Origin of the sequence: Alloalcanivorax profundimaris (assembly GCF_015265435.1) — a bacterium.
GTDB classification, from domain to species: Bacteria; Pseudomonadota; Gammaproteobacteria; order Pseudomonadales; family Alcanivoracaceae; genus Alloalcanivorax; species Alloalcanivorax profundimaris.
The window spans coordinates 346272-372103 of the sequence record NZ_JABJWH010000020.1; the positions used below are offsets into that span (position 1 = coordinate 346272).

The 25832-nt window shown below is 67.2% G+C and carries 22 protein-coding genes; 5 read left to right on the forward strand and 17 right to left on the reverse strand.

The genetic code is table 11. The annotated features are described in order from the left end of the window. Positions 1 to 62: 62 nt before the first annotated feature. From HMJ39_RS12010 to HMJ39_RS12030, 6 genes are all read right to left on the reverse strand, one after another. Positions 63 to 1229 carry an acetyl-CoA C-acetyltransferase gene (locus tag HMJ39_RS12010; RefSeq protein ID WP_194297497.1) on the reverse strand — a complete coding sequence of 389 codons (1167 nt, stop codon included), beginning with the start codon at positions 1227 to 1229 and terminating at the stop codon, positions 63 to 65. A gap of 117 nt (positions 1230 to 1346) precedes the next feature. Further along, positions 1347 to 2870: a penicillin acylase family protein gene (locus tag HMJ39_RS12015; protein ID WP_194297498.1), complete on the reverse strand. Its 1524-nt coding sequence runs from the start codon at positions 2868 to 2870 to the stop codon at positions 1347 to 1349. Positions 2871 to 2969: 99 nt separating this feature from the next. Then, complete coding sequence (locus HMJ39_RS18890; RefSeq protein ID WP_228462309.1) at positions 2970 to 3341, reverse strand: helix-turn-helix transcriptional regulator; 372 nt, start codon at positions 3339 to 3341, stop codon at positions 2970 to 2972. Then, positions 3326 to 3736: a hypothetical protein gene (locus tag HMJ39_RS18895; RefSeq protein WP_228462310.1), complete on the reverse strand. Its 411-nt coding sequence runs from the start codon at positions 3734 to 3736 to the stop codon at positions 3326 to 3328. The genes HMJ39_RS18890 and HMJ39_RS18895 overlap by 16 nt, the downstream gene beginning before the upstream one ends. Positions 3737 to 3786: 50 nt before the next feature. Then, entirely contained in the window at positions 3787 to 4626 is an 840-nt protein-coding gene (locus tag HMJ39_RS12025; RefSeq protein ID WP_256244611.1) for a CvfB family protein, read from the reverse strand. Further along, positions 4623 to 5159 carry a DUF2058 domain-containing protein gene (locus HMJ39_RS12030; RefSeq protein WP_161384602.1) on the reverse strand — a complete coding sequence of 179 codons (537 nt, stop codon included), beginning with the start codon at positions 5157 to 5159 and terminating at the stop codon, positions 4623 to 4625. The genes HMJ39_RS12025 and HMJ39_RS12030 overlap by 4 nt, the downstream gene beginning before the upstream one ends. Before the next feature lie 164 nt (positions 5160 to 5323). Here HMJ39_RS12030 and HMJ39_RS12035 point away from each other — a divergent pair, with 164 nt between their 5' ends. After that, positions 5324 to 6064 carry a TIGR04219 family outer membrane beta-barrel protein gene (locus HMJ39_RS12035; protein ID WP_194297499.1) on the forward strand — a complete coding sequence of 247 codons (741 nt, stop codon included), beginning with the start codon at positions 5324 to 5326 and terminating at the stop codon, positions 6062 to 6064. Between the two features lie 99 nt (positions 6065 to 6163). On the opposite strand, the gene HMJ39_RS12040 is transcribed toward HMJ39_RS12035, so the two are convergent. The 4 genes from HMJ39_RS12040 to HMJ39_RS12055 are packed head-to-tail and all read right to left on the reverse strand — an operon-like array spanning position 6164 to position 11919. Next, positions 6164 to 7063, reverse strand: a complete 900-nt coding sequence (locus tag HMJ39_RS12040) for an acyltransferase (RefSeq protein ID WP_194297500.1) — start codon at positions 7061 to 7063, stop codon at positions 6164 to 6166. 52 nt (positions 7064 to 7115) lie between these two features. Continuing rightward, positions 7116 to 9356, reverse strand: a complete 2241-nt coding sequence (gene parC, locus HMJ39_RS12045; protein WP_194297501.1) for a DNA topoisomerase IV subunit A — start codon at positions 9354 to 9356, stop codon at positions 7116 to 7118. A gap of 46 nt (positions 9357 to 9402) precedes the next feature. Next, positions 9403 to 11292 carry a DNA topoisomerase IV subunit B gene (gene parE / locus HMJ39_RS12050; protein WP_194297502.1) on the reverse strand — a complete coding sequence of 630 codons (1890 nt, stop codon included), beginning with the start codon at positions 11290 to 11292 and terminating at the stop codon, positions 9403 to 9405. Between the two features lie 42 nt (positions 11293 to 11334). After that, positions 11335 to 11919 (reverse strand): YqiA/YcfP family alpha/beta fold hydrolase, encoded by a 585-nt coding sequence (locus tag HMJ39_RS12055; protein ID WP_194297503.1) that lies wholly within the window; start codon positions 11917 to 11919, stop codon positions 11335 to 11337. Between the two features lie 130 nt (positions 11920 to 12049). Here HMJ39_RS12055 and HMJ39_RS12060 point away from each other — a divergent pair, with 130 nt between their 5' ends. Then, positions 12050 to 12568 carry a PhoU domain-containing protein gene (locus tag HMJ39_RS12060; RefSeq protein ID WP_194297504.1) on the forward strand — a complete coding sequence of 173 codons (519 nt, stop codon included), beginning with the start codon at positions 12050 to 12052 and terminating at the stop codon, positions 12566 to 12568. Here the strand turns inward: HMJ39_RS12060 and cpdA are convergent. From cpdA to thiC, 4 genes are all read right to left on the reverse strand, one after another. Beyond that, positions 12537 to 13343, reverse strand: coding sequence for a 3',5'-cyclic-AMP phosphodiesterase (gene cpdA, locus HMJ39_RS12065; protein ID WP_194297505.1), 807 nt, complete (start codon positions 13341 to 13343; stop codon positions 12537 to 12539). The two genes, HMJ39_RS12060 and cpdA, sit on opposite strands and share 32 nt — an antisense overlap. Positions 13344 to 13542: 199 nt before the next feature. Continuing rightward, positions 13543 to 13998: a DUF1249 domain-containing protein gene (locus tag HMJ39_RS12070; protein ID WP_194297506.1), complete on the reverse strand. Its 456-nt coding sequence runs from the start codon at positions 13996 to 13998 to the stop codon at positions 13543 to 13545. Then, positions 13995 to 14621, reverse strand: a complete 627-nt coding sequence (locus HMJ39_RS12075) for an NUDIX domain-containing protein (RefSeq protein ID WP_161384610.1) — start codon at positions 14619 to 14621, stop codon at positions 13995 to 13997. The genes HMJ39_RS12070 and HMJ39_RS12075 overlap by 4 nt, the downstream gene beginning before the upstream one ends. Continuing rightward, positions 14614 to 16491: a phosphomethylpyrimidine synthase ThiC gene (gene thiC, locus HMJ39_RS12080; RefSeq protein WP_323370894.1), complete on the reverse strand. Its 1878-nt coding sequence runs from the start codon at positions 16489 to 16491 to the stop codon at positions 14614 to 14616. The genes HMJ39_RS12075 and thiC overlap by 8 nt, the downstream gene beginning before the upstream one ends. A 243-nt stretch (positions 16492 to 16734) precedes the next feature. Here thiC and HMJ39_RS12085 point away from each other — a divergent pair, with 243 nt between their 5' ends. Beyond that, on the forward strand, positions 16735 to 18162 hold the full coding sequence (locus HMJ39_RS12085) for a TolC family outer membrane protein (protein WP_194297508.1): 1428 nt from the start codon (positions 16735 to 16737) through the stop codon (positions 18160 to 18162). Here the strand turns inward: HMJ39_RS12085 and waaA are convergent. Further along, on the reverse strand, positions 18108 to 19385 hold the full coding sequence (waaA, locus tag HMJ39_RS12090) for a lipid IV(A) 3-deoxy-D-manno-octulosonic acid transferase (protein ID WP_138772730.1): 1278 nt from the start codon (positions 19383 to 19385) through the stop codon (positions 18108 to 18110). The genes HMJ39_RS12085 and waaA overlap by 55 nt on opposite strands. A gap of 76 nt (positions 19386 to 19461) precedes the next feature. Between waaA and HMJ39_RS12095 the strand changes: the two genes are divergently transcribed. Both HMJ39_RS12095 and HMJ39_RS12100 read left to right on the forward strand, forming a co-directional pair. Next, a complete protein-coding gene (locus HMJ39_RS12095) occupies positions 19462 to 20682 on the forward strand; it encodes an FAD-dependent oxidoreductase (RefSeq protein ID WP_194297509.1) in 1221 nt (406 codons plus the stop codon). Beyond that, positions 20679 to 21464, forward strand: coding sequence for an aldo/keto reductase (locus tag HMJ39_RS12100; RefSeq protein WP_194297510.1), 786 nt, complete (start codon positions 20679 to 20681; stop codon positions 21462 to 21464). The genes HMJ39_RS12095 and HMJ39_RS12100 overlap by 4 nt, the downstream gene beginning before the upstream one ends. A 324-nt stretch (positions 21465 to 21788) precedes the next feature. Here HMJ39_RS12100 and HMJ39_RS12105 read toward each other — a convergent pair whose 3' ends face one another. Both HMJ39_RS12105 and HMJ39_RS12110 read right to left on the reverse strand, forming a co-directional pair. Then, positions 21789 to 24131, reverse strand: coding sequence for a DUF6351 family protein (locus tag HMJ39_RS12105; protein ID WP_194297511.1), 2343 nt, complete (start codon positions 24129 to 24131; stop codon positions 21789 to 21791). Between the two features lie 142 nt (positions 24132 to 24273). Beyond that, positions 24274 to 25719, reverse strand: coding sequence for an aminotransferase-like domain-containing protein (locus tag HMJ39_RS12110; RefSeq protein ID WP_194297512.1), 1446 nt, complete (start codon positions 25717 to 25719; stop codon positions 24274 to 24276). Positions 25720 to 25832 lie beyond the last annotated feature (113 nt).

The window sequence follows — 25832 nt, forward strand, 5'->3', positions numbered from 1 at the left end:
GCGCCCACAAGCGCCGCCGGGCATTCTGGCCCGTCGGGCCGGCCAAAATTGCCGCCGTACGCCTACAGCACTTCCACGATGGTGGCGTTGGCGGTGCCCAGCCCCTCGCAGATGGCGAGCAGGCCATAGCGGCCGCCGCGCCGCTTGAGCTCGTAAATCAGGGTGCCCATGAGCTTGGCGCCGGTGGCGCCCAGCGGATGGCCCAGGGCCTGGGCACCACCGTTCACGTTGAGGCGGTCGTAGTCCGCGTCCAGGGCGTTGCGCCAGGCCAGCGGCACCGAGCCGAACGCCTCGTTGACCTCGTAGAGATCCAGGTCCGCCAGGGTCATGCCGGCGCGCTGCAACACCTTCTCGGTGGCCGGGATCGGGCCTTCCAGCACCATGGTCGGGTCGGAGCCCACCACGGACAGGGCGTGCACCCGGGCCAGGGGCGTCAGCCCGTGCTCGCGCACCGCCCGTTCGCTGGCCACCAGCACCGCCGAGGCACCGTCGGTGATCTGGCTGGCGTTGGCGGCGCTGATGATGCCGTCCTCCGCCAGCGGTTGCAGGCCGCTGATGGCGTCCAGGTCGGCGTCCCAGCGGATGCCCTCATCCACGTCGTGGCGCAGGGTTTCGCCATTTTCCTGGGGCACGTCCAGGGGCAGGATCTCCTGCTTGAAGCGCCCGGCCTCGGTGGCGGCGGCGGCGCGGCGGTGGGATTCATAGGCGAAGCGGTCCAGGTCCGCCTTGCTGACGCCGTACTTCCTGGCCATGCGCTCGGCGCCGGTGAACTGGCTGAAATTCTCGCCCGGATAACGGCGGCCGATCTCGCCGCTGAACGGATTGCCCAGCTCCTTGGCCACGGTCACCGGCGAACCGATGGGCACCTGGCTCATGGACTCCACGCCACCGGCGATCACCAGGTCCTGGGTGCCGCTCATCACCGCCTGGGCGGCGAAGTGAATGGCCTGCTGGGAGGAACCGCACTGGCGGTCGATGGATACCCCGGGCACCGATTCCGGCAGCCGCGAGCTGAGCACGGAGGTGCGGGCGATGTTGAAGGTCTGCGGGCCGATCTGGCTCACGCAGCCGTAGATGACGTCGTCGATGCGGCCCGGCTCCACGCCGGTGCGGTCGAGCACCGCGTCGATCACCTTGCCGCCCAGATCCGCGGGGTGCACCCGGCTGAGCCGCCCATTGCGGCGGCCGCCGGCGGTGCGTACCGCTTCTACGATGTATGCCGTGGTCACGTCGAGTCCTCGCCTGACTGATAAACGGACCGTCAGGCTACGCCGGGGCCGGCGGGCGGCTCAATGACCGAACGGCTCAGCGCGCCTGACCGGGGAAGGCAGGCGCGCCGGAGCGGGTTACTCGCTGATCTCGGTAATGGAGAGCCGCGCGTTCTCGATCTGCTCGCGGGTGAACGGCACCCGGTGCCATTGCTTGCGCGAGTAGGCCTCGGTGTAGTCCGCGTAGTGCGGGCTGGTGGGGTCGGTGGACTCGCCATGGGAAAGCAGCGTGTAGGCCCGTACCGGTTCACCCTCGGGGAAGTCCACCACGTGCAGATAGGTGTTGCGCAGCACGGTGAAGTAGCCCTCGCCGCCCTCGCCGCCGTATTGCGGAATGTCGGTGCCGGCCTTGGCGTAGGTCTGCACCTCGCCCAGGGGAGCGTCCAGGGAGTCCGCCTGGTCGAAGGCCAGGAAGTTCTGGAAGGACTGGGTGTTCTCCAGGTTGATGTCGCGCAGGGTGATGCCCCAGGGCGGCAGGTTGGGGTTACCGAAATTGATCATGGGGCCGTATTCGGAGCGGTACAGGGTGCGGGTCTCGGGCACCAGGGAACCGTCCGGCTGTTTTTTCTGGATGGTGATTTCCACCGCCTCCAGGGCCTTCTCCTCGCCGTCCTTGCGATAATGCGTGGCGTCGACCATATCCAGCGCATAGGGCGTGAAGCGGCGCGCCGTGGACACGGTGTGCGCCCAGGCGATGTCGTTGTTGAAACCCAGCAGCACCATGGGCGCGCCCATGATGGAGACGCCGGACACGTTCAACTCGCCGGGGATGGTCATCTGCAGCTGGTAGAAGCGGTCCACGCCTTCCAGATACCAGTGCGGGTTGGCGAACAGCAGGCCGCCGCCGGATTCGGTGGCATCGCCGCCAAACGCCAGGGTGTTACTGCCGATGCCTTCCTCGCCGCCGACCCAGAAGCGGTGCTCATCATCGGCCTGTTCACCGCCGGCGCGCGTCAGGCTGGTGGCGCTGGCGGAAGGCGGTTGGGCGTTGACGATTTCCTCCAGCAGGTTGGAGCTGCTGGCGGCCAGGTTGAGGGCCACCAGGCGCCGGAACACGTCCTGCTCGGTGATCGGCGCCAGCCAGGGCTGGTCCCGACAGGTCAGGTGGCGGCCGGCGTGCTCGCCGCCCTTCACTTCCCGCACATAGCGGCTGAAACCGGCGGCGAACCCCCGCGACAGCTGACGCACGTCGGACGGTTGGGCATCGCGGAACGCGGCCACCTGGTCATCGTTGACCACGAAGCGGAAGAAGAAATCGGCCTCCCGGTTGGTCGGCGCGCCGAAGGTGCCCATGGGCGCCGCCAGGGCGTCCGGCCCGAAGTAGCGGGACCCGTCGCCCCGGAAGGTGACGTAGGCGGAGGCCAGCACGCACAGGTTGTCCTCGGCGATGGCGTAGCCGTGGCCGTAGCCGGCGCCGCCGTAGCCGTCGGCGGTGATGTGCGGAATGCCGTAGGTGGTGCGCTCGATGGTGGCGCTGTAGCCGTCGCCGTCCGGCGACGACGATGAGGAAGAGGAACTGTCGCCGCCGCAGGCGGCCAGGACCACGGCGACGCCAAGCACGGCGCCCCGCGACCACACGGAGGGTCGGAACAGGGTTTTCATGTAAATCTCCCGAGTTCTTGTTATTTCGGACACCGCCACGGGCATCCAGTCGGGAAAGCCTAGGCCAACAACGCCGCCGGCACTTGAACGCAGCGGCTATTACAGCATGCGCACGCCCATGCCACGGGCCACGAAGGACGGTGTCAGGCCGAAGAACTGCTTGAGGGTGCGGGTCAGGTGAGCGGCGTCGGAGAATCCCACATCGTGGGCCACCACGGACAGGGATTCGCCATGGGCGATCAGCTCCACCGCGCGGCGCATGCGCGCCCACAGGGTGTAGCTCTTGATGGAAATGCCCAGCTTGTCGGAGAACAGGTGGCGCAACCGGTGGGCGGACACCCCCACTTCGGCGGCCAGTTCCTCCAGGGTGCTGGTGAGCGGCAGCTCCTTCTTGATCTTCTGGGCGATGTGAATCACGCGCATGTCCATGGGCATGCGGATCGGCCGGTAGCCGCTCAGCGCCCGGGGCAAGGCGGTGGTGAGCCGGAACAGGCCGGCGGCGTCCAGGGTGCCTTCCGGGCGGCGCGCAGCGTGGCCGCCTCGATGCGCCCCGGGGTGACGATCACCGGCCGCACGGCCTGGCGGCCGAGCATGGCGGCCAGGCAGTGGTACTCGTAACTTTGCGGATCGAAATTCATGGATAACAGGGGCGCGCGGCTGGCGTCCAGGGAACGGGCGGTCTGGTTACCGATCAGCGCCGCCGGATAGTCGGTGACGCGGCCCTGCCCGTCGCCGAGACGGAAACCGGCCTCGCCCAGGGATACCAGCAGGGTAACGGTGTGCCGCTGGGTGAGCCCGGACACGATGCCCTCGGTGAGGTACAGGAAGCGGTCGTCCCACACATAGAGGCGATTCTGGTACGCCATGGCGCGTTTCCCGAGTCGTTGTTATTCGAATTTCGGTGACGGGCGGCGTTTCAGCGCAGACGGATACCGGCTGGCTCGATAACGATCTCGCCGTCCTTGTACAGTTTGCCGATGGCCTGTTTGAAGGCGTTCTTGCTGCAGCCGAAGGCGGCACGGATGTCGTCCGGCGGGCTCTTGTCGCCCAGGGGAAGAAAACCGTCTTCCCGACGCAAACGCTGCAGGACACGCTCCGCCACGCCTTCCCGCTTGGCGGCGCCGGGCGGATCCAGCGACAGGCTCAGCCGGTGATCGTCACGCAGACGTTTCACATAACCGGTGAGCCGCTGGCCGGGCTTAAGCGCGCGATCGGCCGTCACATCCAGCAGCCCCCAGTAGCGGTCCGCCACCGCCACCTTGTAGCCCAGCTCGGTGCGCTGCACCACCACCAGCGGCACCGCCTCGCCCTGGGCGAAGGCGTCGCAGGTGTCGTCCAGCCAGCGGTCCAGCCGGGCGCTGGCGAACAGGCGCCCGTCGCGGTCGCGCACCACGCGCACGGTCTGCCAGCGCCCCGGTTCCGGCCGGTTGCCCTGCTCCGCGAACGGCAGCAGCAGGTCCTTGGGCAAGCCCCAGTCCAGGAAGGCACCGACCCGGTTCACGGAGGCCACCCGCAGGCGGCCCACCTGGCCGGGCAGCAGGCGCGGCAGCCGCGCGCTGGCCCGGGGGCGCCCGTCGCCGTCCTCGTAGACGAACACCCGCAGGGACGCAGGCGGGGCGTCGTCGCCCAGTTCCCGCGCCGGCAGCAACAGCTCGCCCAGGGCGCCGCCGTCGAGCAGCAGGCCGGCGCGCACGCGGCGCAGCACCGGCAGCACCGCGACGGTGCCGATGGCGGGTTCCATGGTATCGGCGCTCACCACATCAGGTCGTCGGGAATCGGGTAGTCGGCGTAGGGATCGTCCCCGTCGTCGCCGTCGCCCTTCTCGTTGAGCAGCAGCACCACCTCCGGGTCGCGCTGGCGGATCTTGTCGGCGATTGCCGCCGGCACCAGTTCGTAGCCTTCGCCGAGCAGAACGATGGCGATCAGGCCCCGGGCCAACTGATCCTGCTGCTTGCCGGTGACGTTGAGCTTCTTGATCTTCTTGTCCTGCACGAACTGGTAGCTGTGATCGCCGTTGCCGCGCTCCAGGCGGTGGGTCTCGATCAGCTGGCGGATCTGCGCGGCGATTTCCCGCTCGCGCTGGCGCTCGTGGCGCTCCTGCTCCAGGGCGCGGTCCCGCTCGGCCTGCTCGGCGCGCTGGCGCCGGGCCCGTTCCGCCGGGTCCTCGAACTCGATTTCGCCACGCTTGGCGCGGTTGGCGTCCTCGCGTTTCGCCTGTTTGGCGCGGCGCGCCTTCTTTTTGTCCGCCAGCCCCGCTTTCATGAGCTGGTCTTGCAGTGAATTGGCCATCATGAATCCATGCATAGAGTTGCTAACGGCATGAGCATAAAGGAAAGCGTGCGCCTTTGCCCATCCGGGAAAAGCAAAGGTAAAACCGTTGTTAAGCGGCTTTGTCCGAGCCGGCGGCGGTGCAATACTGGCCGCCATTCGAATCAAAAGAAGGACCGGGAACCATGAAGCGTCTGACTCTGATCGCCGCCCTGGCGGCGGCCGCCCCCGCCACCCAGGCCGCGCCGCTGGTGGACATCTACGCCGGCGGCTACAGCTGGGACACGGAAACCACCGGCACCATCGCCTCCGGCAGCAGCGACATCGACATGGAGGACGACCTGGGCTTCGACGACACCGACCAGACGGTGCTGTTCGTCGGCGTGGAGCACGCCGTGCCGATTCTGCCCAATGTGCGCCTGCGCCATATGGACCTGTCCGATGACGGGCGCAACACCCTGATCGACCCGGTCACCTTCAACGGCGAAACCTTCACCGGCGACGTGGCCTCAGAGTACGACCTGGACATGCTCGACGGCACCTTCTACTGGACGCCCCTGGATAACGTGGTGAAGCTGGATCTGGGTGTGACGGTGCGGCGCATGGACGCGGAGGTGACCATCCGCTCCGACAGCTTCGGCAATGCCGCCACCGAGAAAGCGGACGAGACCTTCCCCATGGGGCACCTGGCGGTGCGCGCCAATCTGCCGCTCACCGGCGTCTACGTGGGCGGCGAAGTGAACGCCATCGAATACGACGGCAGCGGCATGCGGGATTACTCGGCGCGCGTCGGCTGGCGCTCGGACTTCCTGCTGGGCGTGGAAGCGGGCTATTCGCGCATGGAGATCGAACTGGACGACGTGGGTGGCCTGGATTCCGATCTGGAAATCGGCGGGCCCTACATCGCCGCCACCCTGGCGTTCTGACGCCGCGGTTGATCGCGACTAAAGCGGTACGCCGCCCGGTCGCTCCTACAGCAACCATGTAGGAGCGGCTTTAGCCGCGATAACGGCTTGAGCAAACGCCTACCGGTCGCTCTCCGTCTGCTCCATCAACGCCTGGATACGGGCGTCCTTCTCGGCCCACAGGCCACTGACCCACTTCTGTACCCGCGCACGAAACGCCCGATCCTCCTGGTAGTCACCCTGCCACAACCAGGGCTCCAGCTTGAGCGTGCGCACGTCCACGATCACCCGGGGCAGCTGGCCACTGAGCAGGGCCCAGAAGCCCGGCGGCTTGCCGTCCGGGTAGACCACGGTGACGTCCAGCAGCGCGTCCAGGTTCTCGCCCAGGGCCGCCAGCACGAAGGCCACGCCGCCGGCCTTGGGGCGCAGCAGATGGGCATAGGGCGAATTCTGGCGGGCTTGTTTTTCCGGTGTGCAGCGGGTGCCTTCCAGAAAATTCACCACCGTCACCGGCATATCACCGAACTTTTCGCAGGCCGCCTTGGTGATTTCCAGATCCTTGCCCTTCAGGTCGGGCCGCTTTTCCAACTGGCTTTTGGTGTAGCGCTTCATGAAGGGGTAATCCAGGGCCCAGAACGCCAGCCCCAGAAACGGCACCCAGATCAGCTCCTTCTTGAGAAAGAATTTGAAGTACGGGGTTTTGCGGTTGAAGGTCTGCACCAGGGCGGCGATGTCCACCCAGGACTGATGGTTGCTCACCACCAGGTAGGAGGTGTCGCCGCGCAGATCCTCGTCGCCGCGAATGTCCCACCGGGTGGGCGTCATCAGCGCGAAGATCGCCTTGCAGATCTCCGCCCAGGTCTCCGCGATCCACATCACCCAGGCGGAGAGGCGGGCCCTGTTGCCCGCCCCCGGCACCACCAGCTTGAGCAGGGCCACCAACATCATCGGCCCGATCAACACCAGGGTGTTCAACAACAACAGCAAGAAAGTAACGATACCGGTCAATAGGGCCCGCATCCGCCGACGCTCCTTTTCCTCACATCAAAGCGGATGATAGCCAAGATTCCGCTCACTCACCGCGCCGTTCCACCTCAAGCACGTCCACGTTCTGGAAGCCCCGCGGCAGCTTGGCCCCGCGCCGGCCCCGCTCACCCAGGTAGTGCTCCAGATCACCGGGTTTGAGGCTGAGATGGCGCTTGCCGGCGCGGATCACCAGCAGGTCGTCCGGGCCCAGCACCTGAACGTCCTGAACGAACTCGGCGCGCTCCGCCACCCGGGCGGACGGGATCGACATCATCTTGTTGCCCTTGCCGCGCGCCATTTCCGGCAGGTCGCGCACCGGGAACACCAGCAGCCGGCCCTCGTTGGAGACCAGCGCGATCAGATCGCGCTCCGCGTCGCGCACCGGCCGGGGCAGTTGCACCTTCGCGCCCTTGGGCACGGTGAGCACGTTCTTGCCGGATTTCTTGTTGGCCAGCAGATCGCCGTAGCGGACGATGAAGCCGTAGCCCGCGTCGGTGCTCATCAGGAAGGCGTCTTTTTCCTGGCCCATCACCGTCGCCATGAAGCTGGCGCCGGAGGGCGGATTCACCCGGCCCGACAACGGCTCGCCCTGGCCCCGGGCGCTGGGCAGGGTGTGCGCCGGCAGCGAATAGCTGCGCCCGGTGGAATCCAGGAAGCACACCGGCTGGTTGGACTTGCCCTGGGCGGAGGCCAGGTACTTGTCGCCGGCCTTGTAGTTGAGGCCGGCGGCGTCCACGTCGTGGCCCTTGGCGGCGCGAATCCAGCCCTTCTCGGAAAGCACCACGGTGACCGGATCGGCGCCCACCAGGTCCGCTTCGTCCAGAGCCTTGGCGTCGGCGCGCTCCACCAGCGGCGAGCGGCGGTCGTCGCCGTACTGCTCGGCGTCCTCTTCCAGCTCCTTGGCGATCAGCTTCTTCATCTTGGCGTTGGAGTCCAGGGTCGCCTGCAGGTGATCCCGTTCCGCGGACAGCTCGTCCTGCTCGCCTTTGATCTTCATTTCCTCGAGCTTGGCCAGGTGGCGCAGTTTCAGCTCGAGGATGGCTTCCGCCTGGCGGTCACTGAGCCCGAAGCGCTCCATCAGCACCGGCTTGGGGGCGTCCTCCCGGCGGATGATCTCGATCACCTCGTCGATGTTGAGGTAGGCGATCAGCAGGCCTTCCAGGATGTGCAGCCGCTCCAGCACCTTGTCGAGACGGTGCTGCAGGCGCCGGCGCACGGTGACCATGCGGAACTGCAGCCACTCGTTGAGAATCATGTCCAGGCTTTTCACCTGGGGCCGGCCGTCGATGCCGATCATGTTCAGATTGACCCGGTAGTTCTTTTCCAGGTCGGTGGTGGCGAACAGGTGGTTCATGAGCTGTTCCACGTCCACCCGGTTGGAGCGCGGGGTGATCACCAGGCGCGTCGGGTTTTCGTGGTCGGACTCGTCGCGCAGGTCGCTGACCATGGGCAGCTTTTTCTTCTGCATCTGGTCGGCGATCTGTTCCAGGACCTTGGCGCCGGACACCTGGTAGGGCAACGCCGTGATCACGATGTCGTTGTCCTCGCGCTCGTAAATGGCGCGCATCTTGAGCGCGCCGCGCCCTTCCGCGTACATACGGATGATGTCGTTGCGCGGCGTGATCACCTCCGCCTCGGTGGGGAAGTCCGGGCCCTGGATGTACTCCATCAGGTCGTCCAGGGAAGCGCCCGGGTCCTTGAGCAGGTGCACGCAGGCGCGCGCCACTTCACGCAGGTTGTGCGGCGGAATGTCCGTGCTCATGCCCACGGCGATGCCGGTGGTGCCGTTGAGCAGCACGTTGGGCAGCCGCGCCGGCAGCAGCTTGGGCTCGTCCATGGTGCCGTCGAAGTTGGGCACCCATTCCACCGTGCCCTGGCCCAGCTCGGAGAGCAGCACTTCCGCGTAGGGGGCCAGCTTGGATTCGGTGTAGCGCATCGCCGCGAACGATTTGGGATCGTCCGGGCTGCCCCAGTTGCCCTGGCCATCCACCAGCGGGTAGCGGTAACTGAACGGCTGGGCCATCAGCACCATCGCCTCGTAGCAGGCGGAATCGCCGTGCGGGTGGTACTTGCCGAGCACGTCGCCCACGGTACGCGCGGACTTCTTGTACTTGGCCGTGTTCTTCAGGCCCAGCTCGCTCATGGCGTACACGATGCGCCGCTGCACCGGCTTCAGGCCGTCGCCGATGTTGGGCAGGGCCCGGTCAAGGATCACGTACATGGAATAGTCCAGGTACGCTTTTTCGGTGTAGTCCCGCAGGGACAGGTCTTCGAAATCGTCAGCCATCTTTCATTCGCTTCGCTTATTGCTTCGCGGCCAACGCCGCGAATGATCAAACCTCGGCGAGGTTGCCCTTGGTTTCCAGCCAGTCGCGGCGGTCGGAGGCGCGCTTCTTGCTGAGCAGCATGTCCATCAGCTGGTGGGTGTCGTCGGCGCCGTCCACGCTGAGGCGCACCAGGCGGCGGGTGTCCCGGGCCATGGTGGTCTCGCGCAGCTGTAGCGGGCTCATTTCACCGAGCCCCTTGAAGCGGGTAACGCTGACCTTGCCGCGTTTTTTCTCCGCCTTGATGCGATCCAGCACGCCGGCCCGCTCTTCCTGGTCGAGGGCGTAGTAGACCTCCTTGCCCACGTCGATGCGGTACAGCGGCGGCATCGCCACATACACATGGCCGCCGCGCACCAGCGCCGGGAAGTGGCGCAGGAACAGGGCGCACAACAGGGTGGCGATGTGCAGGCCGTCGGAGTCCGCGTCGGCGAGGATGCACACCTTGCCGTAGCGCAGGCCGGTGAGGTCGTCGCTGCCCGGCTCGATGCCCAGGGCCACGGCGATGTCGTGGATTTCCTGGCTGCCCAGCACCTCCGCCGGATCCACTTCCCAGGTGTTCATGATCTTGCCGCGCAGCGGCATGATCGCCTGATAGGTGCGGTCACGGGCCTGCTTGGCGGAGCCGCCGGCGGAATCCCCTTCCACCAGGAAGATCTCGGTCTGCGCCGGGTCGTCGCTGGAGCAGTCCGCCAGCTTGCCGGGCAACGCCGGGCCGCTGACCACTTTCTTGCGGGTGACTTTCTTGGCGGCGCGCAGCCGCTTCTGGGCGTTGTTGATGCACAGCTCGGCCAGGCGCTCCGCCTCGTCGGTATGCTGGTTCAACCACAGGGAGAAGGCGTCCTTGACCACCCCGGACACGAACGGCGCGGTCTGCCGGGAGCTGAGCCGCTCCTTGGTCTGGCCGGCGAACATGGGGTCCTGCATCTTCACGCTGAGCACGTAGCAGGCCCGGTCCCAGATGTCCTCCGGGGTCAGCTTGACGCCACGGGGCAGCAGGTTGCGGAACTCGCAGAACTCGCGCATCGCTTCCAGCAGGCCGGAACGCAGGCCGTTGACGTGGGTGCCCCCCTGGGTGGTGGGGATCAGGTTTACATAGGATTCGGCGACCAGCTCGCCGCCCTCCGGCAACCACAGCACCGCCCAGTCCACGGCCTCGGTGTCGCCACTCATGGCGCCGTCGAACGGCACCTCGGGCACGCTTTCCCAGCCACGGGTGCTGTCCTGCAGATATTCCACCAGACCGTCGGCGAACTGCCAGGTTTCCGGCTCCTCGCCGCTCTGTTTGTTTTCCAGGGTCACGCTCAGCCCGGGACACAGCACCGCCTTGGCGCGCAGCAGGTGGCGCAAACGGGATACCGAAACCTTGGGCGAGTCGAAGTATTTCTCGTCCGGCCAGAAGCGCATCATGGTGCCGGTGTTGCGCTTGCCCACCGTGTCCACCACTTCCAGGTCGGCGGTCTTCTCGCCGCCGGCGAATTCAATGCGGTGCAGCTGGCCGTCCCGTTTCACGAACACTTCCAGCTTGCGCGACAGGGCATTGACCACCGACACGCCGACCCCGTGCAGGCCGCCGGAGAACTGGTAGTTCTTGTTGGAGAACTTGCCGCCGGCGTGCAGGGTGGCGAGGATCACTTCCACGCCGGGCTTCTTTTGCACCGGGTGCGGATCCACGGGCATGCCACGGCCGTCGTCCTCCACCTCGATGCCGCCATCGGCGAGCAGGGTCACGCGGATGCTCTTGGCGTGGCCTGCCAGGGCCTCGTCCACGGAGTTGTCGACCACTTCCTGGATCAGATGGTTGGGACGGCTGGTGTCGGTGTACATGCCCGGGCGTTTGCGCACCGGTTCCAGGCCCGAGAGGACCTCGATGTTCTCGGAGGTGTAGGCGTTGCTCATAGATTTCCTAAAAACGCTGGCCGTCCGGCGACGCCGGACGCATTACAGCTCTATTCCGCAAAAGCGCAACACTAGCGGAATAAAGGCGTCGAAGTCATCAAAGCCGTGGCTGCCGCCCAGTCCCCGGTAGAGGTGACAGTCGGCGTAGTATTCCCAGCCCTCGCGCCAGTCCAGGGACTCATCGCCGGTCTGGGCGAGCAGCAGCAGCTGTTCGGGTTTGCCCGGCTCCGGCACCGCGTAGTGGCGCAGTTGCTCCACCCAGGCCGGATCCAGCTCATAGGCTTCGCCGGTGTGATAGTTATGATTGATACCTGTGTATTTGTCCAGTAGTCGCCAGGGGCGCACCGCCGGATTCACCAGCACCGCGCGCAGATCGTGGTGCTCGGCCAGCCAGGTGGCGTAGAAACCGCCCAGGGACGAGCCCAGCAGCGCGCAGGGGCCGGCGGCAGCCAGGGTAGCTTCCAGCGTCGCCATGGCGCGGCGCGGTTCCGGCGGCAGCGCCGGGGTGTGCAGGCGGTCGCCGGCGCCGGCGCGCTCGAAGACGTCACGCAGCACGCCGGCCTTGAACGACGCCGGCGAACTGTTGAAGCCATGGATGTAGACGAGGGAGGGGGCGGGCTGGCTCATGGCGGCTCCATCTGGGCGGCGGGTTCGATGACGGGCTCCAAGGGTACCCGGCGCGTCGGCGGCGGCCAATGCCGGCGACGTGTTATAACCATTCGATGACCATCCGAAGGAACGGGAGGCCGACAACGCCATGATGACCCTGTTGCATCTGATTTCCGCGGTGGCCCTGCTGGTGTGGGGCACCCATATCGTGCGCACCGGCGTGCTGCGGGTGTACGGCGCGCGCCTGCGCCGCTGGCTGGGCGGGCGCCTGAACCGGCCGCTGGCGTTCGCCGCCGGCACCGGCGTCACCGCCCTGGTGCAGAGCAGCAACGCCACCGCCCTGCTGGCCAGCGGCTTCGTCGCCGACCGGCTGATGCCCCTGGCCACCGCCACCCGGGAAGTGCTGCGCATGGGCGACATCGTGGAGGGCATGCTGGCGGCCATTCTGGAGGCGCTGCGCAACGAGCGGGCCGGCTCGGCCCGGGACCTGGGCGACCAGGACGACGAACTGGACGAACTCTACACCGGCATCAAGCTGTACCTGGAGCTGATCGGCGACATGAAGCGCCTCAACTCCCTGTTCTGCGCGGTGGCGTTCTCCACCGTGGAGGAAGAGGACGGGGACGGGCCGGGGCTCAGTACCCTTTCACGGAGAAGTCGACCTTGAAGTCGATGCCTTCCACCCGGCTCACGGCGGTGTCGATGCGGCCGTCCGGGTACAGGTCCAGCCAACGATAGCCCGGGTTGGCGTCGTCCACGGCGAAGTCCTCGCTGCCGGGCTTGAACTGCACGCAGGTGCTGGGCACCGCCAGCAGACGCACGCCGTTGCGCTCGGCGTCGTACTCCTGGTGCACATGGCCCCAGAGAATGCCACGCACCCGGGGATGGGCGTCGATCACCTGGAAGAAGCGTTCCGCGCTGCCCACCAGCTGGGTATCCAGCCAGCGGCTGTTCATGGGCACCGGGTGGTGGTGCAGGCACACCAGAAGGTGCTCGCCGCAGGCCTCGTCCAGGGCCCGGTCCAGGAACGCCAGGTCCTCCTCGAACAGGTCGCCGGGCACCTCGCCGGGAATGGTGGAATCCAGCAGCACCAGGGTCCAGGGGCCGAGTTCCGCCACGCACGGGCTGATGCGCTGCTCGTGGGTCTTGAGCGCGTGCATCATGGGCGCCGGCTTGTCGTGGTTGCCCTCCAGCCAGTAGATGGGCGCGGGCAGGTCCGCCAGGGTTCGCTCCAGGCGCTGGTAGGATTCGAAGGAGCCGTCCTGGGACAGATCGCCGGTGGCCACCACCAGGTCCGGCGCGGCCTGTTCCTCGCGCACCCGTTCCAGCACCTTTTCCAGGCTGAACTGGGTGTTCAGGCCGAGCAGGCGGCCTTCCGGATCGGCGAAGAGGTGAAAATCGGACAGCTGCACCACGCGCAGCGGTTGCACCGGTTGCGTCAAAGCCCCGCTCCCGTCGTTGTCATGATCCCCCGCGTTCTCGTTTTGTCAGGTCGTCCGTCGAGCCGGGGGTCCCCAGGCGGCGTGCCGGCGCCCTCCCCTTGAGGCCGGCGGACATACGGTTATATCTAAGATAATGGCGGTTTGCCAGGAGCCGGTTCCCGTTTCAGGAACCACTGCGCACTCCGATCCGCGAACGCCCTCAATCCCCGGTGCCGGAACGGCGCCAGGGCTCGGCGGTGTCGTGCCCGTGATCGCGCACATGGCTGAGCCACTCCCCCAGGAAGCGGTTCCACTGCGCTTTCTCGTCGCGCTGGTGCATGTGCGAGTTGGGGTACGGGTAACGGGCCTGCACCCGCCGGAACGGGCTCGCCTCGGTGACCTCCGCCAGGCGGGCATCGTGGTAGAGCCGCACGGTAAGGCGCGGCGCCGGCATGGCGTCGTGCACCGCCTGGTCCTGCAGTCGCAGGGTGGTGGTATAGGGGGACCGCTCCAGCACCCGGATCGACACCGTGCGGCCGCGTTCACGGCCCAGGGTCAGGTCCAGGCTGTCGCGCTCGCCCAGGGCCCGCAGCAGCGGCTGCAGCCGCGCGTAGTTGGACTCGCACTGCGCCATCAGGGCGCGGAAGTCCAGGCGGTAGCGGCGCGAACCACTCACGGGCGCCACTCCCGGTCCAGCGCCTCGCGGTTCAGCAACAGCCACTGCAGGGTGATCAGCGAGGCGGCGTTGTCCACCCGGCCGCTTTGCAGCAGGGACTCGATGGCGGACACAGGCTGCACCACCACGCGGATGTCCTCGCCTTCGTCGGCGACCCCGTGGATGCCGCCGGCGCCGCTCAAATCCGCCTGGCCGACGAACACCTGCAGGCGCTCATTGGAGCCGCCGGGGCTGGGCATGTAGTGCGCCACGCGGCGCATGGCGCCGATCTCCACCCCGGCTTCCTCCAGGGCTTCCCGGCGCACCAGGTCGGCCACCGGCTCGCCGTCCTTGTCGGCGAGGCCGGCCACCAGTTCCAGGCACCAGGGGGTGTCGCGCCATTCCAGGGCACCGACGCGAAACTGCTCGACCAGCAGGATTTCGCCGCGCACCGGGTCGTAGGGCAGCACCGCCGCGGCCGGCGGCCGCACGAACAGCTCGCGCTTGACCGGCGCGCCCCAGCCGCCCTGGTAATGGCGGTGACGCAGGGTCAGGCGTTCAACACGAAAAAAACCCTGGAACGGCGTTTCCCGTTCCAGGATTTCCACGTCCTCGGCGGTGAATACCGGTTTCGGATCATTCATTGGCTTTGTGATAAATCTCCGCCCCTTTTTCACGAAATTCCCGGGACTTTTCCTCCATGCCGGCTTCCGCCTCCGCCACCTGGGCGCGGCCGTCGCCGTAGGTGTCCCGCACTTCCTGGCTGATCTTCATGGAGCAGAACTTGGGCCCGCACATGGAGCAGAAGTGCGCCACCTTGTGCGCCTGCTTGGGCAGGGTCTCGTCGTGGAAGGCCCGCGCCCGGTCCGGGTCCAGCCCCAGGTTGAACTGATCTTCCCAGCGGAACTCGAAGCGCGCCTTGGAAATGGCGTTGTCGCGCAGCTGGGCGCCGGGCACGCCCTTGCCCAGATCCGCGGCGTGGGCGGCGATCTTGTAGGTGATGATGCCTTCCTTCACGTCATCCCGGTTGGGCAGGCCGAGATGCTCCTTGGGCGTCACGTAGCAGAGCATGGCGGTGCCGTACCAACCGATCATGGCGGCGCCGATGGCGCTGCTGATGTGGTCGTAGCCGGGGGAGATATCCAGGGTCAGCGGGCCCAGGGTATAGAACGGCGCCTCGTCGCAATGCTTGATCTGCTCGTCCATGTTTTCCTTGATCATGTGCATGGGCACGTGGCCGGGGCCTTCGATCATCACCTGCACGTCGTGCTTCCAGGCGATCTTGGTGAGCTCGCCCAGGGTGCGCAGCTCGGAGAACTGCGCTTCGTCGTTGGCGTCGGCCACCGAGCCGGGGCGCAGGCCGTCACCGAGGCTGAAGGTGACGTCGTAGGCCTTCATGATCTCGCAGATTTCCTCGAAATGGGTGTAGAGGAAACTCTCCTTGTGGTGGGCCAGGCACCACTTGGCCATGATCGAACCGCCGCGCGAGACAATGCCGGTGACGCGCTTGGCGGTCATCGGCACGTAGCGCAGCAGCACGCCGGCGTGGATGGTGAAGTAGTCCACGCCCTGCTCGGCCTGCTCGATCAGGGTGTCGCGGTAGATCTCCCAGGTCAGGTCCTCGGCGACGCCGTTGACCTTTTCCAGGGCCTGGTAGATCGGCACGGTGCCGATCGGCACCGGCGAGTTGCGCAGAATCCACTCGCGGGTTTCGTGGATGTTCTGGCCGGTGGACAGGTCCATCACCGTGTCGCCGCCCCAGCGGGTGGCCCAGGTCATCTTGGACACTTCTTCCTCGATCGAGGAGGTGACCGCCGAGTTGCCGATGTTGGCGTTGATCTTGGTGAGGAAGTTACGGCCGATGATCATCGGCTCGATTTCCGGGTGATTCACGTTGGCGGGAATCACCGCGCGGCCACGGGCCACCTCGTCACGGACGAATTCCGGGGTGATCTCGGCGGGAATCGAGGCGCCGAAACTCTGCCCGGGATGCTGATCGGTGGGCAGGCCCGCGTCGCGGTGCTCACGCAGCTTCTGATTTTCCCGGATGGCGATGTATTCCATCTCCGGGGTGACGATACCCTGGCGGGCATAGTGCATCTGCGACAGGTTGCGGCCGGCCTTGGCGCGGCGCGGTGCGCGAATATGCGGGAAGCGCAGCCCCTCGGTGGCCAGGTCACGGGCGCGCCGGCGGCCGTATTCGCTGGTCAGGCCGTCCAGCTGCTCGCTGTCGCCGCGCTCCTCGATCCAGGCGGCGCGCACCGGCTCCAGGCCCTTGCGGATATCAATCTTCGCATCCGGGTCGGTATAGGGACCGGAGGTATCGTAAACCGCCAGGGGCGGGTTATCCTCGAACTTGCCGCCGGCCAGGGGCGTCGGATGTTGACGGATTTCACGCATCGGGACGCGGATGTCCTGCCGGCTGCCGGTCACATAAATTTTTCTTGAACCGGCGATGGGTTGGCAGGCTTCATCAATGGCGTTGGATACGGCGTGACGTTGCTCGTCTGGCACGGTCGGCCTCCAGGCAGTGGTGTAAGTGGGGAGGAAGGCGCCGCCGGTCGTTAAGGCCAGCATGACACTGGCCCAACACGGGCTGGGCGAACGCCAACACTATACGCCAGCGCCTCAAAGTCGAACAACCGCACCCGTGTGACCGGAACCGGTAGGCAACAGGAGTGTCAATCCCTTTTACTTGCCATTACCATACTGGCCAGTTCACCTTTAAAAAAACCGTTACCAACCATGGACAATGCAATGAAGCGGAGCCCGATAACGCCCCTGAGTCTGCTGCTGGCCACCCTGGCCGCGGGCGGCGCCCAGGCCGCGGACCTCACCAATGTCGCCAACGCCGCCTGGGATTACGACGGTACCTGGCGCGCCGACCGCCAGACCTGGGAAGCGGAGCAGGAAACCCTGGTACAGGGCCGCGCCGCCCTGCTGCCGACCATCGATGCCAGCCACCGCCATTCGGAAATCAACCAAACCTACGAATCGACGGGTGACCTGGAGATAGACGGTAGATCCCGTTCCACCTCGGTGACGCTAACGCAACCGCTGTTCCGCCTGGATGCCTTCTACGGCTACAAGGAAGCCAAGTCGCTGACCTCCGTAGCCCAGGCCGAGTTCTACCAGTCCCGCCAGGATTTCGTGCTGCGCGTGGCGCAGGGCTACTTCGGCGTGCTGCGCGCCTGGGACACCCTGGTGTCCGCCCAGGCCGAGGAGAAGGCGATCAGCCGGCAGCTGGAACAATCCCAGGAACGTTTCGATGTGGGCCTGGTGGCCAGCACCGATGTGGAAGAAGCGCGCGCCGCCTACGACCTGGCCCGGGTGAACCTGATCGTCGCCGAGCAGGAATTCGATATCGCCCGCGACCAGTTAGAAACACTCACTGGTCGTAAATGGGAGACGCTGGCGGAGTTGCGCGACGATCTGCCGATGGAGGGGCCGCAACCGTCAAAAATGAACGCCTGGATCGATAAGGCCGCGTACCAGAATCCGCAGATTCTCGCCGCCCGCTACAGCGCCAAAGCAGCGGGTTTTACGGCCGACCGACAACTGGGGGCCATGCTTCCAAAGGTTCAGTTGTTCGCTGAGTATCAACACAACCACAATACCGATCCAAGCGTCTCGGGGGGCGACCCCGGCAATCAACTCACGCAATTCTACTCGACGCAACCGGACACTAATTCAAAGACTATCGGCATTGAAGTAACCGTGCCGCTGTTCCGCGGTGGCGGCCTCAACAGCCAGCGCAAGCAGGCGGCCCTGCTCGCCGACGCCGCCGGCCAGCGGTACCAGCAGACGATCCGCGACATCAGCCAGCAGGCGCGCACCTTCTACCGCACCGTGGAAGCGGACGCCCTGCGCGTGGAAGCGCGCCGCCAGGCGATCCGCTCCACCCGCTCCGCCCTGGAAGCGACCCAGTCCGGCTACGAGGTGGGCACCCGCAACGTGGTCGACGTGCTCAACGCCCAGCAGGCGCTGTACGCCGCCCAGCGGGACTACGCCAACGCCCGCTACGACTACATCCTGGACACCCTGACGCTGAAGTCCGCCGCCGGCGAACTGGACGTGGAGGATCTGGTGGCGGTGAACGACTGGCTGTCCGGCCAGGAAACCCTGGACCTCTACAACCCGGACCTGGAAGGCCAGAGCGAAGCGCAGATGTTCAGCCCGCGCTGAAGCGCGCCCCGATTGGCGGCCACCACCCCGGCGGCCGCTTCCCCCCGACGCCGGCGCTCGCCGGCGTCGTCGTAGAGGGCGGCCAGCGCCGCCGCCAGTTCCTCTTCCCCGGACACCACCGTAAGCGCCCCCGCCTCGTCCAGCAGGGCGGCGATGGCGGTGAAGTTGTGCAGCGCCGGCCCGGTCAGCACCGGCGTACCCCAGGCGGCGGGTTCGAGCAGATTGTGGCCGCCCACCGGCACCAGGGAGCCGCCCACGAAGGCCAGATCGGCGGCGCCGAACAGCATCAGCAGCTCGCCCATGGTGTCCGCCAGGTAGACCGCCACGCCGTCGTCCACCGCCTCCTCCCGGCTGCGCCGGGCGAGGCCCAGGCCGGCGCGGCGGACCTGGCCGGCCACGTCGTCGAAGCGCTCCGGATGACGGGGCACCAAAATCAGCAGGGCATCCGGCCGCGCGGCCCGCAGCCGGCGGTGGGCGGCCAGCACGATCTCATCCTCTCCCGGGTGGGTGCTGGCGGCGATCCACACCGGCCGCTCGCCCCAGGGCGCGCGCAGGGCGGCGGCCCGGTCGCGCACCGCGTGGTCCAGGGTCAGGTCGAATTTGACGCTGCCGTTGACCACCAGTTGCGACCGGCTCGCCCCCAGGGCCTGGAAGCGGTCCGCCTCCGCCTCGGTCTGCACCGCCAGGGTGTCGAAGCGCGCCAGCATGGGCCGCACCAGGCGCGGCAGTTTGGCGTAGCCCCGGTAGCTTTTCTCCGAGAGCCGGCCGTTCATCAACAGCAGCTTCGCCCCCCGGGCCTTGGCGGCGGCGCACAGGTTGGGCCACAGCTCGGTTTCCAGGATCACCACCAGGCGCGGGTCGAAGGCGTTCAGGAAGCGCCGGTAGGCTCCGGGAAGCTCCCACGGGCAGTACACGTGGGTGACGCGGTCGCCGAACAGGGCGCGCACCCGCTCGGAGCCGGTGGGCGTGGTGGTGGTCACCACCAGGGGGGTATCCGGGTGAGCCGCCAGCAGGCCCTCGATGAGCGGCGCCGCCGCCAGGGTCTCGCCCACCGACACGGCGTGCACCCAGACGCTGCCGCTCAGGGTGCCGCGCCGGTAGCCCAGCGCCAGGCGCTCGCGCCAGCGTTGCCGGTAGGCGGGCGCGCGCCGGCCGCGCCACCAAAGACGCAGGAACAGCAGAGGCAGGGACAGGTACCAGAGCAGGGTGTACAGAGCGCGCATGTGCGATCCATCGAGAGCGGCGAAGAGAGCGGACCGGCTATGCTAGCATAGCCGCGCATTGAACCGAGGTAGAGCCATGACCGACAGCGCCCGGACGCCCACCCTGACACCGGACATTCTGATTTTCGGCGGCGGCATCGCCGGCCTGTGGTTGATCAACCGCCTGCGCGAACGCGGCTACCAGTGCCTGCTGCTGGAAACCGGCACCCTGGGCGGCGCCCAGACCCTGGCCAGCCAGGGCATCATCCACGGCGGCCTGAAATACGCCCTGGGCGGCGGCCTGTCCAGCGAGTCCGAGGCGATCGCCGGCATGCCGGACCGCTGGCGCGCCGCCATCGACGGCCGCGACAAGGTGGATCTGAGCGGCCTGCGGGTGCTCGCCGACACCCAGAACCTGTGGTCCACCGGCTCCGTGGCCAGCCGCATGACCAGCTTCTTCGCCAGCAAGATGCTGCGCGGGCGCATCGAGAAGCTGAAGCGCGACCAGTTCCCCTCGGCCCTGGCCAACCCGCGCTTCAAGGGCCAGGTCTACCGGCTCGACGACCTGGTGGTGGACACGGAAAGCCTGCTGCGGGTGCTGGTGGCGCCGGTGCGCGACCGGCTGCTGCGCTTCGACCCGGGCCGCGATCATCTGGAATGGGGCGACGACGGCCTGCGCGCGGCGCGCATCAACGGCGTGCGCATCGAGCCGCGCCTCACCGTGCTGGCCGCCGGCGAAGGCAACGCCGCCCTGCTTGCCGACGCCCAGAAAAGCCGCCTGTTCCCCCGCGAGGCGGCGCAAAGCCGGCCCCTGAAAATGGTACTGGTGAAGCACCGGCTGGGCCACCGCCTCTACGCCCACTGCGTGGGCGCCAGCAATAAGCCGCGCCTCACCGTCACCACCCATGAGCTGCCCGACGGCGACCTGGTCTGGTACCTGGGCGGCGAACTGGCGGAAAAAGGCGTGGAGCGCAGCGACGAACAGCAGATCGCCGCCGCCCGCGCCGAGCTGGATGCCCTGTTCCCGTGGCTGGATTTCGGCGACGCCCGCTTCGCCATTCTCGACGTGGCCCGCGCCGAGCCGCGCCAGCACGGCCTGGCCAAGCCGGACAACGCCTACGCCCGCCGCGACCGGGACCTGATCATCACCTGGCCCACCAAGCTGACCCTGGCCCCGGACCTGGGCGACCGGGTCGACGCCCTGGTGGACGAACACGGGCTGACGCCCGGCGCGCCCCTGGGCGAGGTGCCCGAGGCCCTGCCCCGGGCCCCGGTGGGCCAGCCCCAGTGGTACCGCGGCTTCGGAGAACAGGGATGAGCTTCCTGCGCGCGCTCGGCGACACCGGCCTGACAGTGAGCGCCCTGGGCCTGGGCACGGTGAAGATCGGCCGCGACCAGGGCGTCAAATACCCCACCGCCTTCACCATCCCCGACGACGACGCGGTGCGCCATCTGCTGGCCCGGGCCCGGGACCTGGGCATCAATCTGATCGATACCGCCCCGGCCTATGGCCGCAGCGAGCAACGGCTCGGCGAACTGCTCACCGACCGGCGCCACTGGGTGATCGTCTCCAAGGTCGGCGAGGAGTTCGATAATGGCGACAGCCACTTCGATTTCAGCCCGGAACACACCCGCGCCTCCGTGGAACGGAGCCTGCGCCGCCTGGGCACCGATTACCTGGACTGCGTGCTGGTGCATTCCGACGGCAACGATCTGGACGTGCTGCGCCAGGGCACCCTGGAGGTGCTCGACGATCTGAAACGGGAAGGCAAAATCCGCGCCACCGGGGTGTCCACCAAGACCGTGGAAGGTGGCCTGGAAACCCTGCGCCGCGCGGACATCGCCATGGTCACCTACAACCTGGCGGAGCGCGGCGAAAAGCCGGTGATCGACTACGCCGCCGAGCACGGCAAGGGCATCCTGATCAAGAAAGCCTTCGCCAGCGGCCACCTGGCCGCCGACCACCCGGATCCGGTGCAGGCCAGCCTGGACCTGGTGCTGGGCACGCCGGGCGTGGGCGCGGTGATCGCCGGCACGGTGAATCCGGCGCACCTGGAGGAGAACGTCGCCAAGGCCCGCCGCGCCTGCGGGGAGACATAGCCGCGCTTTGGTGCGGGCATGCCCCCCCCGAAGGCCGCGTCTCGGCGTGGTCCCCCTTCCGGGAACGTCGTGAATCCATCCCTGGAGACTCCCGGTTTGACATCCTGTCAAACAGGGTCCCGGAAGGGGGACCACGCCGAGACGCTCCGAGGTAGCGTCACGCGCGGCTTCGTAGGTGGGGATTGGGTAGGAGCTACCCTCGATCAACAAAAAAAGCCCCGCCGAAGCGGGGCCGAGACTCGTCAAACATCACCGTTGCCGGCGTCCCGAGCCTGACGAGGACACAAGGATCGAGCTCTCCCGATCAAGCGCCTGGGCGCTATCTCACAAACCCTCCGGCCGGCCCTGGTCGGGCTGACTGTAGTCGCACACGCCGTCGGGGAAGATGGCGTTGAGGCGGTTCACCTGGTCGGAAGTGGGCTGCCAGGTGCCGTAGGTGCCATCCTCCAAGGCCACCGACACCGGCTTCAACGCGCACTTGAACACATCGCCCTCGGTGGGCGCGCCGGCCACGATGCGCGAGGTGGAGTAAACCTGGAAGCGCGCGGTGCAGGCACCTTCCGGCCCGTCATCCAGGGCGCCGCTCCAGACATCATCACCACGGGCGATCAGGCTGCCGTCGGTCTCGAAGCAGGTGTCCACCGCCTGTTCCGGCTTGTTGCCGGCCACGCCCGCCTCCGGGTTGGCGCGCAGGTTGGCCATCCAGTCGTCGATCACTTCCAGGGCCAGGGGCACGGCGCTATAGTCCTCGTCCGGCCGGGCATCGGCGAACCAGATCACCTGGTTGTCCGCGTCGCCGTCGTAGTCCCGCATGCGCTGGCGCACCGCGAAGGACTGATGCACGTTGTGCATGTCCAGCTCGTGCTCCAGGTAGGGCCGGTAGTCGATGATCGGAATGCCCTCCGCCTTGCCGCGGAACACCATGCCGGATTCATAGGCGCCGTTCATGGCTTCCAGGTCGCCCTCGGTGCGCGGCGCCGGCGACGACGGGTCGCTGCCCAGGGTCATGTTGCGGCTGCTCCAGGGATCGAAGATGGACGGGTCGTTCATCACATCCTGCTCGCTGCCCAGGAACGGGAAACCTTCCTGCACCATGTCCTTCTGATCCTTCCAGCCGCCCACCCGGGCGTTCAGGTCGAGGAATTCCTCCGGGGTAATGCGGTGCGCGTTCAGGGATTCCAGGCCGTACTGCACGCCCACGTTGTCGAACAGGGTGTGCGGGTAGCCGTCACCGTCCACGCCATAGATGTTGCGCAGGTCGTCGTAGTGGCTCCAGTTCACCGTGGCCATCAAACCGGCCGGCTGCATTTGCTGCTGATTGTCCGCCTGGCCGTAATAGGGATTCATGGTCAGCGGCGTCAGGCCACGCCAGGATTCCACGCACTCCGTGGAGCCCGGCGCACCGCCGTAACCGAGCTGCTGCTTGGCGGCGTAGAGCGGATCTTCCACGTCGTCCTCGGCGTTGAGGCCCACCAGCCAGGTGCGGTTCTTGGTGGTCGCCCACTTGGGGTTGTCCTTGTCGGTGGCGTCCATGTAGTACTCAAGCAGTTCGCAGTCACCGATGTGGATGGTCTGGGTGACCATGTCCGGGTAGCTCTGCACCGGAATCGCCGCGTCGATCAGGCCGGGGTGGTTCTGCGCGTACACGTATTGCTGGATGGCACCGCCGGAGGCGCCCAGGCCCACGGTGTAAAGCGGCTCGCCGTATTCCTCCACGAACCGTTCCTTGACCATCAGCGCGGTCTCGCCGCCCACCTGCATGTTGTAGTGCTCGCTCATGCGGGTGCCGGTGGAGTAGATGATGGCGTAGCCCTGGCCGAGCACGTCGGGCTGCAGGGCGCGGCGGTTGTAGTCCATGCTGCCCTGGGTGTGGCCGATGCCCACGCCGCCCTGGAAGCGGTACATCAGACGGCCGTTCCACAGGCCGGTGTCCAGGGAACCGGGCTCCTCGCCGGCCTCGGCGAGCATGGCGATGGAGTAGATGAAGCGGTTGATGGTGCCGCGCTCCCAGCGCACCACGAAGTCCACTTCGCGGCCGTCCGACAGGGTGGTGGTGGCCATGTCCGCCGGCCGCGAGCCACCGTCCGGCAACGGCTGGTACTGGCCGCCGGTGGTCCGGTACCAGTATTCGGTGTACGGCTCGATGCCGCAGTCCCGGCTCAGGCCGATCTGTTGATTCTGATCGTCATAAACCGGAAAGCCCTCGTTGCCTTCGGTGTCCACCAGCGGCTGCTTGCCCAGCTCGGACACCGTGGTGCACACAAAGGGGTACTGATGCGGGCCGGAAAACATGGGCCCTTCCACCGGATGATTGGTGAGGGTCAGGCGGGCCAGGGTGCCGTGATCCGGGTGCCAGACCGTGAGTTCGTTGTCGCCCTCGTCCAGACCCCGGACCATCCCCTCGACGCCATCGCCGCTGGCCTGGAATCCTTCGCTGTCCAGGTCCTCGCCATTGAGGCGCAGGCGCGCGTCGCCCAGCAGGTCGGCGTCGCCGCGCACCGCCACCCGGGCGTCACCGCCGCTGACCCATTGCGGCTCGCTGGACACCACCCGCAGGCTGGCGGACGGCGCCGCCTGGGAAGAACCGGAACTGGAATCGCCGCCGCAGGCGGTGAGCAGACTGGCGACCGCCAACGCGAGCGCGCCGCCCGTTACGCGTACTGACATGTTGCTCTCCTCGATATTGTTGTTATCCGGGGCACGGCCCGGTTCCTTCAAGGTAGGAGCGACGCGGGAAGCAAAACAGATACAGTTTTCGGTAAGTGGCTGAGACAGTGGCGCCAGCGTCCCATGGCGTGGGACGCCTCGTTCAGGGCGCCAGGCCGTCCGGGGAGGCCGCCAGCCCGGCGGCGGTTTCCCCCAACCAGCACAGCGCCCGGCGCACCGGGGCGGTGAGCGGGCTGCCGGCGTTGAGGCGCAGGTAGTCGGCGTGCTTGCCGTCCAGGGAGAACACCGCGCCGGGGAACACATGGATGCCACGGGCGGCGGCGCGCTGGAACAGGGCCCGGGTATCCACCCGGCCCGGCAGGCGCACCCACAGCACGCAGCCGCCGGTGGGCCGGGTCAGCCGGGTCTCCGGCGGAAAGCAGCGGCGCACTTCCCGGGCCATGGCGTCCACCTGGCCGTGCAGATGGCCGCGCAGCTCGCGCAGGTGCTGGGCGTAAAAGCCGCTTTCCAGCAACCGGCCCATGACGATCTGGGAGATCGAGGTGGAGGTGATGGTGCTCAACTGCTTGAGCTCCCGGAAGCGTTTCTGGAAACGCCCGGCGGCCGCCCAGCCGATGCGCAGCCCCGGCATCAGGCTCTTGGAAAAACTGCTGCAATAGAGCACCAGGCCGCCGCGGTCGAACGCCTTGGCCGGCGGCGCTTCGCCCCGATAGACGGTGTCGCCCCAAACGTCGTTTTCGATCAGCGGCACCTGGTAACGCTCCGAGAGCGCCACCAGGGCCGCCTTGCGTTCGTCGCTCATGGTGAAACCGAGCGGGTTCTGGGCGTTGGGGGATACCAGGCAGGCGGCCACGCCGCCGCGCCGGAACACCTGCTCCAGGGCGCTCAGGCTGATGCCGTGGCGGGCATGGGTGGGCACCTCCACCACCTTGCGCTGGTGGGTTTCCAGCAGCAGCAGGGCGCCGTAATAGGTGGGCGATTCCACCACCACGGTGTCGCCGGGCCGGCTCACGCTGCGCAGCGCCAGGGACAAGGCCTCCATGGCGCCGCTGGTGACGATGATGTCCTCGGCGGTGACCGGCACCTCGTAGCACAGGCTGCGGCGGGCCAGGTGGTGGGTGAACAGGGGGCAGCCATTGGGATGCATGTAGTCCCAGGCGTCCAGGGCATGGTGGCGGGTGACGTCACGGATGGTCGCCATCACCCGGTCCACGGGCAGCACCTCCGGGCCCGGCAGGGCGATGCCCAGACGCACCATGGCCGGGTCGGCGTGCAATTCCATGTAATGCAGCACCTGCTCGCTGAGCGACACTTCCACCGGCAGCAGCGGGTAGCGGGAGCCGTCCGGCTCGGGAATATCGAGCACATCGGAGCTGCGCACATAGACCCCGGACTGGGGGCGGATGTCCAGGTAGCCCTCCGCCTCCAACTGGCGGTAGCTCTGCATCACGGTATTGACGCTGACCTTGAACAGGGCGCTCATGCGCCGCACCGAGGGCAGCTTCTGGCCCACGGCGAAGGACCCGGCGCCGATCTGCTCAAGCAGACGCCGGCTGATGCGTTCGTAGAGGAACCGGTCGTCGATCACCGGCGGCACCTTGTGTTGTTGTTATCGGTTTTCCTGATTCTGCCCTACCCGGCCCGGTTTGTAACCGCGCCCGGGCCTTTGTATTTCGGCGGCCGCCCCGATATTGCATACTG